This window comes from Zunongwangia profunda SM-A87 (assembly GCF_000023465.1).
Lineage (GTDB): Bacteria > Bacteroidota > Bacteroidia > Flavobacteriales > Flavobacteriaceae > Zunongwangia > Zunongwangia profunda.
In genome coordinates, this window is record NC_014041.1 from 1930271 (window position 1) to 1942284 (window position 12014).

Here is a 12014-nt window from a genome sequence, read left to right on the forward strand (position 1 = left end):
CAATTCATTAAAAAATCGAAAAACCTTAGTTCGACCGTACTACGGTATTTTTTAAACAGTTTAAAACATAATATTGATAAAGGAATTTAAGATTTATTCCTCACTTCTATTCATTTCAGAAAGTAGAGAAGTGCTTAGGTCATCAAGAAATAGCGTTCTGCTTTTTTTTCTGTTTTTGATGTCCTGAAAGGTTTTGTAGATGTCTTTCGGTTCAATATTAAAAATTTGTTCCAACTTCTTAGAAACTTGCATAATTCCTTGATTATTTCGTTTTCCCAATCCTTTTGAACATAGTGCGTACAGCAGTTCCACATAATCTGTGTTAGAAAACGGCCAATCAATTTTTTCCATTGGTTTGATCCTCTCGTGTTTTCCATTTAGTCCATTATGAACCCTATCTTTCTTTTCATCAAAATAGGTCACTAAACAATCGTATGCCTTGTATTTTCCCAAAAGCATATCTCTTGGAGTGCAAAAATCAGGATCTTGGAAGTAGAATTTGGATGTTGTGATATGAAAGGTTTCCAAATAATCCCGTGTGTAATATTCCTTGTCAAAATGTGTAGCACCAGAATTGACATATCGACCAAAATCAATGTTATAGAGAAAGAAGCGATTTAGTTTGTTGATTTTCTTTTTAAGGAATTTTAATTGACAATCTTTATTCCCCTTAGGGAATTGGACTTCAAACGAATAGATTTCAGAAAAGTAGATAAGTCTTATTAATGGCACCTGTTTGGTCTCTTTAAAGAACTGGATTTCTTCTTTGATGGTTTTAAATTCTTTACTGAGGATTTCATTTTTATAAACAGTTAATAAATTACGGCAGGCTTTTATAGAGCGCCAAGCACATTCTAAAATGTTTTCATTTTGAACCCTTATTTCATCCAGATCCTCTAATAGCTTTTTTGATAATAATTGTGAGTTCATAAGCAGGTGTATTTTGATATGAAACCATAGAAATCGGATTTAGTTAATACGATTAGTTAGATGAGATCATAGTCCTGTAAAACGGTATAAATGAATACCACGGGTAATTTAATTTGTGGCTCATTGGGGTATTTATAGAACCCAAATTAAAATAGTCGGTCTAGGTAAACGTACAAGGGAATCTTGCCGTATTTAATTACGGAATAAACCGTATTTCTCTACGGAAACTTTGTTAAACATTGAAAACACTTAGGTGATTGTTAAGGCAATTTATTCATTTTTTTTTGGCGAAACCGCTTTAAAAACTCACGCCGGTTCTTTACACCGGTTTTCTTAAAGATGTTTGATGCGTGTTTTGATACGGTGCTTTCGGCAATGAATAGTTCGTGGGCAATTTTCTTATAGCTTAAATTACTCAAGATCGATAAAGCTACTTCAATTTCCCGTCGCGTCAAATCCTCATAGATGATCTTTTGCTTTATGGACTCTTCACGCTGTTTTTTCTTTAAAGCAAATACTTCATACATCCGTGTATTATTTTCTAAAAAGTATAAATACCTGTCTACTTCAATAGCTGTGATGGCAAAGAAGGCTAAGTTCATTACAGTAAAGGTTATCCATTGATAATCACCTATTACGGTGCATATTGGTAACAAGGCTATACTCGCTACACTTACCATAGAAAGTTTGTTCCGTCTTAAAATAAAGGCATTCGGATTTCTTGGGTTTGAAATGCGACGGTAAAAAATAATGAGAAATATGAATGCCATTATGGATATCGGAATCGTAAAAAGAAAGCGAGCTGCCTCCAAGGAATTTGTTAGAAAATACGGTATCAAGAATAAAACTACAAAGCTAACGCTCGCCATTATCGCAAGATTTCTAATTGAGGAGTTAAACTTCAATACAACAATATCATACTCTTTATATAGGTAGTAAATAATATAAACGCATAATGCAATGGCCACACCATAAGTAATGATGTATTGAAGTATTAAAGGTCCAGGAAAATTATCTGCTGGCAGAAATCCACCAGTAGCATTATAGGCTATAAACAAATAGCCAAGATACAGAAATCGTCTTAAGCTACTGCGAGTTTTCTTTCTTGAAAAATAAAAGGCAAGCAATAAAATTACCGTATCTATTAAAAGATAAAAAAACGTTGTCCAGTGTATTGAAGTTCCAAACATCTATATTCCTACTCATTGCGCTCAAATTTGTTGGTTTCTAAATTTTTTGAAACATTATTCCAAAGTAAAACCTGTCCGTTCATAGCAATATAAACATCCGGTTTTAGAAGCTGTAATGAGCTTATTGCATAGCCTAAATTAAATGGTGCATCAGTGTCTGCAGATGACCCCAAAATAAAAGATCCAACCAGTACTATGGTTTTTTTCAGGTTGAGTTTGCCGATATATTTTGCGGTATCTTCCATTGTAAAAGTACCGTGGGTTATTAAAATCTTTGTTGAATTAGCATTTCTAATCCTTTGTACTAACAGTTGTATGTCTTTCTCATCAATAGCCCTACTATCCTTTTTAAACACACTTTCAACAGCGTATTCAAAATCAACATTCGCCTTTTCAAGAAAGGTTTCAATAGTAACGCTTGATTGGGTAATGCCTTTTCCATCTACATAGTCCAACCCTTCGATCGTGCCACCGGTAGTGAATATTTGTATCATATCAATAGATTCTAACTGAACTATTAAATTTAACTAAAATGAATTCTTGCATTTACGCAACTGTTGCCCTATTTTCAAACCATATACTGTTTTAAAGTTCTTTTATTACGAACCTACTTCTTTTTAAAGTTTCTTTATGTAACATCAGTTACCAAGATTGGAATCAATTCTTAATATTTTTGTTATTAAAAGAAAAAAATTGAAAAGACCTTATCTTTACAGTCTCTTGTTTTTAAAGTGCCCGCAATGTAGGCAAGGGGAGTTTCTTGAAGCGCACCCTTACAAGCTTTCCAAAATGAACAAGGTCAAAGAGTCTTGCCCGAAATGTGGACTAAAATATAGTATTGAACCTGCTTTTTACACTGGTTCAATGTATGTGTCTTATGGGGTGGGAATTGCAGTAGGTGTTGCTGTTTTCGTCCTGACCTATTTTACAGGATTAGCAAGACATCCATTGGCCATTTTTGGTTATATCGTTTTGGGTCTGTTTTTATTAATGCCCTACATAGGTGCCGTTTCAAAATCTATTTGGGCGCACTTCTTTTTCAAATACGACCCAGAGGTTGCTAAAAAAGTAAAAGGATGATTCAAGAACTAAAAAAACACTATGGCTCTGTATTTGAACCAGCACTTATAGACGAAATAAACCAGGTCGCAACCTTTATGGAAGTACCCGAAGGGCAAGATTTATTAAAACCTGGTCAGTATATTAAATCGATGCCTTTATTACTTTCTGGAAGCATAAAAATAATGCGTCCCGATGCCGATGGAGAAGAGTTATTACTATACCATCTTGAAAAAGGCGACACCTGTGCAATGACGATGACTTGCTGTATGGGAAATACAAAGAGCGAAATACACGCTGTTTCTGAAACACCTGCAAAGCTACTTATGGTACCTATTGGTAAAATGGAAGAATGGTCGAGAAAATATAAAACTTGGCGCAATTTTGTTTTTGAAAGTTATCACGTGCGTATGATGGAAATGCTTGAAAGCATTGATAATATTGCGTTCAACAATATGGACGAACGATTGGAAAAGTATCTTCAGAATAAAATTGAAATTTTAAATAGTAAGCATATTTACACGACCCATAAAGAGATAGCTCAAGATTTGCATACAAGTCGTGTCGTGGTTTCCAGACTGCTTAAAAGAATGGAAAACGATAAAAAAATTATATTACATAGAAGTTTTATTGAAGTCTTGTAACATCAGTTACAAAAATTTAATATACCTACAAGTACATTTGTCCCATAATTGATTTGACAAATGGAAATTGTAGAAATTTTAGGATACATAGGTTCGCTTTTCATTGGGCTCGTTTTAGGATTAATTGGCGGTGGTGGCTCAATTCTTACCGTTCCCATTTTAGTATATGCACTTTCTCTCAACCCAATAATAGCTACAGCATACTCGTTGTTTGTGGTGGGTACAACTTCATTGGTAGGAGCAATTAAAAATATGAAAAAGGGTAAAGTAGATTTTAAAACAGCCCTTATTTTTGCCGTTCCCGCTTTTACAGCTGTATATTTAACAAGAGCTTATTTAATCCCAGTAATTCCAGAACAACTTTTTGATGTTAAAAATTTTATGGTCACAAAAAATTTGGCCATTATGCTCTTTTTTGCCATTGTAATGCTTTTGGCATCTATTACTATGATTCGCAATGGAAATCGGCAGTTTAATTCCGAAGTAATTGAAAAAAAATCTAATTATCTTTTATTGAGTGTACAAGGTCTTTTCATAGGAGTTGTAACCGGAATGGTAGGCGCAGGAGGTGGTTTCTTGATTATCCCTGCTTTGGTACTCTTAGCCAAATTACCAATGAAAAAAGCAGTTGCAACCTCTCTTTTTATAATTGCTATTAATTCGTTAATAGGGTTTTTGGGAGATGTACAAAATTTAGATATTGATTGGCCATTCCTATTGATCTTTACAGGAATTTCAATAGTGGGTATTTTTATTGGGATTTGGCTTAATAAATTTATTGATGGTAAAAAATTGAAAAAGGCATTCGGATGGTTTGTGCTCATAATGGGAGTCTATATTATTTATAAGGAATTAAGTACATAACAGATTTTGGAAAAGTATATTGACATCATCTTAAATTCATTTTCAGGTTACTGGAATTATCTTGGCAAGGAAATATCCGACCCATCTTGGACCAATTATTTTTATTGGTTGTTAGCATTATCCTTACTCGTGTTTCTATTGGAAATTATTGTGCCTTGGCGAAAGAAACAGTCTATAATTAGAAAAGGGTTCTGGCTTGATGCTTTTTACATTCTTTTCAATTTCTTCTTGTTTTCTTTAATTGGTTACAATGCACTATCTAATGTTGGCGTAGCATTATTTAATGACTTCTTGGGCCTATTTGGTATTACAAATATTGTGGCATTAGAGGTGCAGACACTTCCCGTATGGTCGCAACTTTTTATAATGTTCATCGTTGCAGATTTCATCCAATGGAACGTTCACAGATTGCTACATCGTGTACCGTGGCTATGGCAATTCCATAAGGTTCATCACAGCGTAAAGGAAATGGGATTTGCCGCACAGTTCCGTTTTCATTTTATGGAAACCATCGTCTATAAATCCATTCAATATGTCCCATTTGCATTGATAGGTTTCGGTATCGAGCAATTTTTTGTCGTGCATATGTTTGCCGTCTTTGTAGGCCATCTCAATCACGCAAACCTTGACTGGAGCTATGGAAAGTTAGGCTACGTATTCAACAATCCTCGTATGCATATTTGGCATCATTCCAAAGAATTGCCAGAAAAACATCCATATGGGATGAATTTTGGTCTTACCTTGAGTATTTGGGATTACCTTTTTAGAACCGCCTACGTTCCCAAAAGTGGTAGGGATATCGAATTAGGCTTTGAAGACGACACTAATTTTCCAAGAACTTTTTTGGAACAGATGAAATATCCGTTTAAGAAAACCAAAGAAGCGTAACATTGGTTACTGAAAAACAGTATTGTGCCGCATAATTTTATCATATAAAAAAAGTAATTCAGCTTTCGCGTCGTGCCTGCCAGCAGGCAGGAAAGCGTAATTTCAAAAAACATTAAAATCAAATAGTATGAAAATCGAACAAATTTATACTGGATGTTTGGCGCAGGGAGCCTACTATATTGAAAGCAAAGGCGAAGTAGCCATCATAGACCCGTTGCGTGAAGTGCAACCCTATATTGACAAATCGGAAGCGGCAGGCTCAAAAATCAAATACATTTTTGAGACCCACTTTCACGCCGATTTTGTTTCGGGTCACGTAACCCTTTCAGAAAAAACGGGTGCACCCATTATTTATGGGCCCAATGCCAATCCAAATTTTGAATCGATAACAGCAAAAGATGGGCAGGAATTCAAATTGGGCGAATTGACTTTTGTAGTACTGCATACACCAGGACATACAATGGAGAGCACTACCTATCTGTTGCGTGACAAGAACGGAAAAGACCACGCGTTGTTTACGGGCGATACGCTCTTTTTAGGCGATGTTGGCCGTCCAGACCTTGCGCAAAAGGCAGCACATATGACACAGGAAGAATTGGCCGGAACGCTCTACGATAGCCTGCGCAATAAAATAATGCCCCTTGCAGATGATATTACGGTTTATCCCGCACACGGTGCAGGTTCGGCCTGTGGCAAGAATATGATGAAGGAAACCGTGGATACATTGGGCAACCAAAAGCAAATGAACTACGCGCTGCGTGCCGATATGAGCAAAGAAGAGTTCATCAAAGAAGTGACCGATGGCCTACTGCCGCCACCAGCCTATTTCCCGATGAATGTAAAACTGAACAAAGAAGGCTATAAGGATATTGATGACGTCATCGCTCAAGGCGAAAATGCCCTGTCCCCAGATGCCTTTGAAGCGGCCGCCAATGAAACAGGTGCCGTAATGTTGGACACGAGACACCAGAACGATTTTGCCAAAGGGCATATTCCCGGCTCAATTTTCATAGGTATCGATGGTAGTTTTGCGCCTTGGGTGGGCGATTTGATAAAAGATGTTCAACAACCTATTTTATTGATAGCAGATAAAGACCGCATAGAAGAGGTCATCACACGTTTATCGCGTGTAGGTTTCGATAATACGATGGGTTATCTCGATGGTGGTTTTGAAGCTTGGAAAAAAGCGAGCAAAGAATATGACACGGTAACTTCCATTCCAGCAACAGAGTTTAAACAGATTGAAGATGACAGTAATAATGATGTTCCCGTATTTGATGTAAGAAAGTCAGGGGAGTTCCAGAGTGAACACGTTGTTAATGCAAACCATACATCCCTGTCCGAAATTAACGACCACTTAGCCGGATATCCAGACAATGAAACTTTTTACGTGCATTGTGCAGGTGGCTATCGCAGTATGATTGCAGCTTCCATTTTAAAAAGCAGGGGTATCCACAACTTAATTGATGTTCAGGGTGGTTTTAAGGCTATAAAAGAAGCAGGAGTGGAAACCACCGATTATGTGTGCCCATCCACGTTAAAATAAAAGCTTGGTTTTAGTAAAGCAAAGAGTATAAAGCGGCAAGTGATTGTCGCTTTATATTTTTAGGATTTTTTCTTAAATACTAATGTGGTCATCGCTCGCTCATCTTGTACATTAGTAGTTTTTACGGGTTCAATGAGCTCAACCGTAAATTCCTTTAGTAAGTTTTCAATCCTTTCACGAGTAAGATAATATGTCCCCTTTTGCCCATTTTCCTTATATGTGATTTCTGGGGCATTACCGTCCAGACCAATATTTGATGCCATTCTAATGAGCAATGAGCCATTGGGTTTCAGTACACGAACCAATTCTGAAAACATAGCGGTAAATTGGGTTTGGCTTTGTGCGAAATGCAAAACAGCGCAACATAGAATATGGTCAAAACTGTTTTGGTCGTACGGTAACTTATCTAAACTTCCAACACTAAAATTTTTGCCGTATTCTGGGTATTCCGCTTTCGCGAAAGCGAGAAAATCAACATCCTTATCTATTCCGTACAGCTCAAAATCGTTTTGGTAAGACCATTTTAGGTTTCTGCCCTTTCCGCATCCCGCATCTAGGATGGATTGACCTTCTTGATAGCGTCCTTTTAGGATTTGGTCAATCACGTAGATGTCAACATTGCCGATTAAATTGAAAGTGTTCTTGTAATTCATACATCCATAATTGAATCAACAATATAAAAAGAATTAATCGCGGTTTATGTAACTCTTGTTACTGTCTTTGCACGGTATTCTGCATAATTTTATACCTCAGAACAAAGGGAAATACTATGGAAAACACAATTGAAAATGGCGTAACATCAATGCCAAGAATTGGCGACGAAGCCCCCGATTTTAAAGCAAAGACAACTAAGGGCGACATCCAGATGGCAGACTTTGCAAAGGACAAATGGATAGTGATGTTCTCTCACCCAGCAGACTTTACACCCGTTTGTACCACCGAGATGAGTGGCTTTGCAACCCGTAAAGAAGAATTTGATGCACTTAACACGGAACTTCTTGGATTAAGCATCGATAGCATACACGCTCACTTAGGGTGGGTTGCCAACGTAAGGGAAAAAACAGGGGTTTATTTTGACTTCCCGATTATTGCAGATATCGATATGAAGGTTTCAAAGCTTTACGGAATGCTGCAACCCAACGAGAGTGAAACTGCAGCCGTACGCGCGGTTTTCTTTATCGACCCTAAAAAGAAAATCCGTTTGATTATGTACTATCCGCTTAACGTGGGTAGAAATATGGACGAGATTTTAAGATCCCTTGAGGCTTTGCAAACTTCAGATAAACACGGCGTGGCTATGCCGCTGGACTGGAAAAAAGGCGACAAGGTAATTGTGCCGCCACCAAAAAATCTTGAAGAAATGGAAGCACGTATCGCAGATGATAGCTGTGAAAAAGTAGATTTTTATTTAGCGAAAAAATTCTTGTAAGCAATCAAGTTGGTTTTGCAAGTTAAGGTTGGTTAGTAGGGAAGCGACGAGTAATCGTCGCTTCTTTTTTGGACTACTGTAACATAGGTTACTAACTTCTTACTTCTTCATCCTTAATTTTAAATTTTATTGGTAGTGAAAAATAATGAAGAAAATAGCAATAATTATAATACTTATGAGCACTCTCTCTGGCGCAAATGCGCAACAAAACGACACATTAAAAATCTTAACAGCTTCAGAATTTAATGAAGCCATCAAAAACAACAATGTTCAGTTGATAGATGTACGTACTGCAAAAGAATTTAGCGAAGGAGCAATTAAAAACGCATTGAATATCGACTTCTTTCAGCAAGAAACGTTCAATAAAGAATTTGGTAAGCTGAATAAAGAACAACCTGTCTATCTCTACTGTCGTTCAGGAAACCGAAGTCAGCAGGCAGCCAGGAAGTTAGACTCTTTAGGTTTTAAGAAAATCTATGATTTGAAAGGCGGTTATATGGGCTGGCCGTATAAAAAATAGCCCGATGTATCAAACAAATATGAAGACTCTTCTGACGATTTTTGCGGTTACCCTATTTGCCTTGACCACGGCTGCTCAAAAGCCCGTGGACAATCCAGAGTATCAAAAAATGCTGGACACATTGTTAACGCACTCTGTAAATGAGATTTCGCCAAACGAAGTTCAACCCAATAAGGATGTTATTTTCCTGGACACAAGAGCAAAAAAGGAATTCAAGGTAAGCCGTATAGATGGGGCGATTTGGGTAGGTTTTTTATCTTTTAATAAGCGTAGAGTAAAAGAGATTCCAAAAGATAAAAAAATAATTCTCTATTGTTCAGTAGGATACCGAAGCGAAAAAATTGCAGAAAAATTACAAGAAGAAGGCTTTACCGATATCCATAATCTATATGGAGGCATTTTTGAATGGCTCAATAAAGGTAAGATCGTGGTAAATGATAAAGGACCTACCCAAGAAATACATCCTTACAACAAACATTGGGGACAATGGCTGGATAAAGGGGTTAAGGCTTATTAAGTTGATATAGCCTACGACTTTAGAGAATAATTCAAAATTATTTTAGATTCTTAGTGATGACGGAAAAAGAGCAATATGAAACCATAGAAAAAGAAATACATAGTGATGAAAGTCCTGTTGGTATCGATGCCAAAAAAACACACATCATCATCATTCACAAATTAATGAAAATAGAAGAACGCTTGACCCAAATAGAAAATAGATTAAAATGAAAACAACACTAAAATTACAGAATGTGAAGTGTGCCGGTTGCACAAATGGCATCGCTGTACGATTGTTAAAGTTATCAGATATTCACGAAGTAGCGATAAGTAACGCAACTTCAGAAGTTACCTTCTCTTATGAAACTGTAACTGACCTCGCCAACGCAGAGCGCACACTCACAAATGGGCGATCCAACGGAAGATATAGATAATGCGATTGTGAACAAAGTAAAATCATACATAAGTTGTTTGGAAAAGGCAAAAACAAGTGGTCAAATAACTAAATTGCTCAAATTAAACGTGTTTAAAATTTATTTTGGACAGGATTGAAAAGATATAATCAAACAAGGCTAATTATTTTTTTTGTTTAAATTTGCCCTTATTCTAATGCATAAATATATCCTCATATTTTTTTCCTTTTGGATGATCGTTACCAATTCGTGTGCGCTAAAAAAGAGTGTGCTTAATTGGGTAAACAACGGTGATGTAGAAAATTATTACCAGCATTCAGAAAAAACACTTCCAGAAACTGAGGTCAGCAGTTTTTCAATTTGTAAAAAAGGGATAAAAAATGCTGTTGAGGCCATTTCATCAAATTTTGTATTTCTTGTAAAATTTGTTCAGGATTCTCAGGCGCTTTTACTTTCTTTATATGCTTCTTTTTTGGTGAGTTTTTTGCTTTTTGCAAAGTCTAGGAAAAGAAAATATGTTATAAAAACCTTACCCTTAGGATGCAGTCCGCCATTCTATATTCAGTTTCAGCGTTTGCAATACTACGCATAAACATTCCATCCATTTCTTTGTTTCGTTGATACCGGGTTTTTCGGTATGAACTCCCTTTGATTTTTATTTATCATTTTAAAAACACAGCATTATGAAATATGGAATGCTGATAATGGGATGTTTTGCGCTATCGTATTCAGTTACTTCTGCACAAACTTCAGAAAATATTCCGTTGTCACAACTTTATCAAAAGGCTGCTGCCTATCCCGGGTTACAAGCAGAAGTCTCAAGCATTAAATCTGCCGATTACGATTATAGACTCGCTAAACAAAAAATCCTACCTGACCTTAATCTGCAGGCGCAAAATACATTTGGGACTTTTGAAGGTGCTGCCGGTGCCTTTGTTCCATTGCCCGGTTTTTTTAACGTCAGTGGCGAAGGTATTAATGGAAATACCGCGGTAAACGCTATGGCCTCGGCTACGCTAAAATGGGATTTTCTTCGGTTTGGAAAATACAGGGATCAGGTTCAACTAGCTCAGGTAAACCAAGATCAGGCGCAGACGAGTTTTGATATCGAAGCGCTTAAGCTAAAACATCAGGTCACTCAAGCGTATTTTGGTTGGATTCATGGTAAAGCTATGCAAGGCTGGGCCAAGCGGGAAGCCCAGCGCAATAAAAATTTACTCCAATTATCTTCCAGTCTGGTACAATCTGGACTGGCATCTGCTGCCGATTCCTTAATTGCATCGACAAGCCTGAAGCAAGCCGTCGCTCTACAGAAAAAATGGGAAGGACAAACCAACCGTTTTCAAAATCAGCTTTTGGAATATACCGGCACTGAGGTAATGAATGAAAATGTCCCACAGCCATTCTTTTCGATCAAGAAAGCTGAAATAAACGATTCAGCCCTTAGCCACCCATTAATAACGGCAAAAGAGCAACAGGATAAAGCGCTCAAAGTACGTGAAAAGATGGTGAACCATCAGGTTTTACCCGATGTTTCCTTGCTTGCCGGGGGACTGGCAAGAGGAGTTGGATTTGGTGATGATAGTCAGGCTTTTCAAGACAGTTATGAGTTACCCATCAGTAATTACCTGGTGGGCGTGGGGCTTACGTGGGATTTAAGCCAATGGTATTCCAAAGGATTAAAAACGCGAAAAGTACAACAGGAGCAGGAACGGGTTTCCCAAGAAAAGGAAGTTGTGGAACGCTCTTTAAATGAACAGCAAAATTCACTGCAATTTCATATTGAAAAATCAAAGGAAGAAATTCAGGAAGCGGAAGGTGCCTATCGTTCAGCTTCCGAATCGTACCGCTTATTTAAGGTACGTTACGAAAGTGGTTTGATAAACCTAACCACCTTATTGCAAATTCAGCAAACCCTTCAGTTTACCGAAAAAGCACGAATACAGGCGTATTATGATTACTGGCAATATTGGAACAATTATGCCTATACACAAGCCGATTTTTCAGTGCTCACCACAGTATTCAACTAAAAA

16 protein-coding genes are annotated in these 12014 nt (G+C 37.1%); 12 read left to right on the forward strand and 4 right to left on the reverse strand.

Annotated elements, in window-relative coordinates; genetic code table 11:
• Positions 1 to 93: 93 nt before the first annotated feature.
• The 3 genes from ZPR_RS08480 to ZPR_RS08490 form a co-directional block, all read right to left on the reverse strand.
• Positions 94 to 930 (reverse strand): RteC domain-containing protein, encoded by an 837-nt coding sequence (locus ZPR_RS08480; RefSeq protein ID WP_009779506.1) that lies wholly within the window; start codon positions 928 to 930, stop codon positions 94 to 96.
• Positions 931 to 1190: 260 nt separating this feature from the next.
• Positions 1191 to 2120, reverse strand: coding sequence for a helix-turn-helix domain-containing protein (locus ZPR_RS08485; protein WP_009779507.1), 930 nt, complete (start codon positions 2118 to 2120; stop codon positions 1191 to 1193).
• Between the two features lie 8 nt (positions 2121 to 2128).
• Positions 2129 to 2614 (reverse strand): asparaginase domain-containing protein, encoded by a 486-nt coding sequence (locus ZPR_RS08490; protein ID WP_009779508.1) that lies wholly within the window; start codon positions 2612 to 2614, stop codon positions 2129 to 2131.
• 199 nt (positions 2615 to 2813) lie between these two features.
• Here ZPR_RS08490 and ZPR_RS08495 point away from each other — a divergent pair, with 199 nt between their 5' ends.
• The 5 genes from ZPR_RS08495 to ZPR_RS08515 all read left to right on the forward strand — a co-directional run bounded on the left by ZPR_RS08495 (position 2814) and on the right by ZPR_RS08515 (position 7121).
• Entirely contained in the window at positions 2814 to 3200 is a 387-nt protein-coding gene (locus tag ZPR_RS08495; protein WP_040533278.1) for a DUF983 domain-containing protein, read from the forward strand.
• Positions 3197 to 3823 (forward strand): Crp/Fnr family transcriptional regulator, encoded by a 627-nt coding sequence (locus ZPR_RS08500; protein WP_009779510.1) that lies wholly within the window; start codon positions 3197 to 3199, stop codon positions 3821 to 3823. The genes ZPR_RS08495 and ZPR_RS08500 overlap by 4 nt, the downstream gene beginning before the upstream one ends.
• Before the next feature lie 60 nt (positions 3824 to 3883).
• Complete coding sequence (locus ZPR_RS08505; RefSeq protein WP_009779511.1) at positions 3884 to 4687, forward strand: sulfite exporter TauE/SafE family protein; 804 nt, start codon at positions 3884 to 3886, stop codon at positions 4685 to 4687.
• A 6-nt stretch (positions 4688 to 4693) separates the two neighbouring features.
• A complete protein-coding gene (locus ZPR_RS08510; RefSeq protein WP_009779512.1) occupies positions 4694 to 5575 on the forward strand; it encodes a sterol desaturase family protein in 882 nt (293 codons plus the stop codon).
• A gap of 127 nt (positions 5576 to 5702) precedes the next feature.
• Complete coding sequence (locus ZPR_RS08515; protein WP_009779513.1) at positions 5703 to 7121, forward strand: MBL fold metallo-hydrolase; 1419 nt, start codon at positions 5703 to 5705, stop codon at positions 7119 to 7121.
• A 59-nt stretch (positions 7122 to 7180) separates the two neighbouring features.
• Here ZPR_RS08515 and ZPR_RS08520 read toward each other — a convergent pair whose 3' ends face one another.
• Positions 7181 to 7774, reverse strand: coding sequence for a class I SAM-dependent methyltransferase (locus tag ZPR_RS08520; RefSeq protein ID WP_009779514.1), 594 nt, complete (start codon positions 7772 to 7774; stop codon positions 7181 to 7183).
• A 116-nt stretch (positions 7775 to 7890) separates the two neighbouring features.
• Here ZPR_RS08520 and ZPR_RS08525 point away from each other — a divergent pair, with 116 nt between their 5' ends.
• The 7 genes from ZPR_RS08525 to ZPR_RS08545 all read left to right on the forward strand — a co-directional run bounded on the left by ZPR_RS08525 (position 7891) and on the right by ZPR_RS08545 (position 12011).
• Positions 7891 to 8550 carry a peroxiredoxin gene (locus tag ZPR_RS08525; protein WP_009779515.1) on the forward strand — a complete coding sequence of 220 codons (660 nt, stop codon included), beginning with the start codon at positions 7891 to 7893 and terminating at the stop codon, positions 8548 to 8550.
• Positions 8551 to 8725: 175 nt separating this feature from the next.
• Positions 8726 to 9070: a rhodanese-like domain-containing protein gene (locus tag ZPR_RS08530; protein WP_009779516.1), complete on the forward strand. Its 345-nt coding sequence runs from the start codon at positions 8726 to 8728 to the stop codon at positions 9068 to 9070.
• A gap of 19 nt (positions 9071 to 9089) precedes the next feature.
• Positions 9090 to 9587: a rhodanese-like domain-containing protein gene (locus tag ZPR_RS08535; RefSeq protein WP_230199239.1), complete on the forward strand. Its 498-nt coding sequence runs from the start codon at positions 9090 to 9092 to the stop codon at positions 9585 to 9587.
• A gap of 56 nt (positions 9588 to 9643) precedes the next feature.
• Positions 9644 to 9799 (forward strand): hypothetical protein, encoded by a 156-nt coding sequence (locus ZPR_RS23375; protein ID WP_009779518.1) that lies wholly within the window; start codon positions 9644 to 9646, stop codon positions 9797 to 9799.
• Positions 9796 to 10002, forward strand: a complete 207-nt coding sequence (locus ZPR_RS22930; protein ID WP_009779519.1) for a cation transporter — start codon at positions 9796 to 9798, stop codon at positions 10000 to 10002. Before ZPR_RS23375 ends, ZPR_RS22930 begins: the two co-directional genes overlap by 4 nt.
• A gap of 175 nt (positions 10003 to 10177) precedes the next feature.
• Positions 10178 to 10573, forward strand: coding sequence for a hypothetical protein (locus tag ZPR_RS08540; protein WP_009779521.1), 396 nt, complete (start codon positions 10178 to 10180; stop codon positions 10571 to 10573).
• Positions 10574 to 10664: 91 nt separating this feature from the next.
• Entirely contained in the window at positions 10665 to 12011 is a 1347-nt protein-coding gene (locus ZPR_RS08545; protein ID WP_013071250.1) for a TolC family protein, read from the forward strand.
• Positions 12012 to 12014 lie beyond the last annotated feature (3 nt).

Excerpts from the sequence above, each read along its gene's own strand:
- ZPR_RS08480 (WP_009779506.1), bottom strand. The coding sequence starts at position 930 with ATGAACTCACAATTATTATCAAAAAAGCTATTAGAGGATCTGGATGAA.
- ZPR_RS08485 (WP_009779507.1), bottom strand. The coding sequence starts at position 2,120 with ATGTTTGGAACTTCAATACACTGGACAACGTTTTTTTATCTTTTAATA.
- ZPR_RS08530 (WP_009779516.1), top strand. The coding sequence starts at position 8,726 with ATGAGCACTCTCTCTGGCGCAAATGCGCAACAAAACGACACATTAAAA.
- ZPR_RS08525 (WP_009779515.1), top strand. The coding sequence starts at position 7,891 with ATGGAAAACACAATTGAAAATGGCGTAACATCAATGCCAAGAATTGGC.
- ZPR_RS08490 (WP_009779508.1), bottom strand. The coding sequence starts at position 2,614 with ATGATACAAATATTCACTACCGGTGGCACGATCGAAGGGTTGGACTAT.
- ZPR_RS08505 (WP_009779511.1), top strand. The coding sequence starts at position 3,884 with ATGGAAATTGTAGAAATTTTAGGATACATAGGTTCGCTTTTCATTGGG.
- ZPR_RS08535 (WP_230199239.1), top strand. The coding sequence starts at position 9,090 with ATGAAGACTCTTCTGACGATTTTTGCGGTTACCCTATTTGCCTTGACC.
- ZPR_RS08540 (WP_009779521.1), top strand. The coding sequence starts at position 10,178 with ATGCATAAATATATCCTCATATTTTTTTCCTTTTGGATGATCGTTACC.
- ZPR_RS22930 (WP_009779519.1), top strand. The coding sequence starts at position 9,796 with ATGAAAACAACACTAAAATTACAGAATGTGAAGTGTGCCGGTTGCACA.
- ZPR_RS23375 (WP_009779518.1), top strand. The coding sequence starts at position 9,644 with ATGACGGAAAAAGAGCAATATGAAACCATAGAAAAAGAAATACATAGT.
- ZPR_RS08515 (WP_009779513.1), top strand. The coding sequence starts at position 5,703 with ATGAAAATCGAACAAATTTATACTGGATGTTTGGCGCAGGGAGCCTAC.
- ZPR_RS08545 (WP_013071250.1), top strand. The coding sequence starts at position 10,665 with ATGAAATATGGAATGCTGATAATGGGATGTTTTGCGCTATCGTATTCA.
- ZPR_RS08500 (WP_009779510.1), top strand. The coding sequence starts at position 3,197 with ATGATTCAAGAACTAAAAAAACACTATGGCTCTGTATTTGAACCAGCA.
- ZPR_RS08520 (WP_009779514.1), bottom strand. The coding sequence starts at position 7,774 with ATGAATTACAAGAACACTTTCAATTTAATCGGCAATGTTGACATCTAC.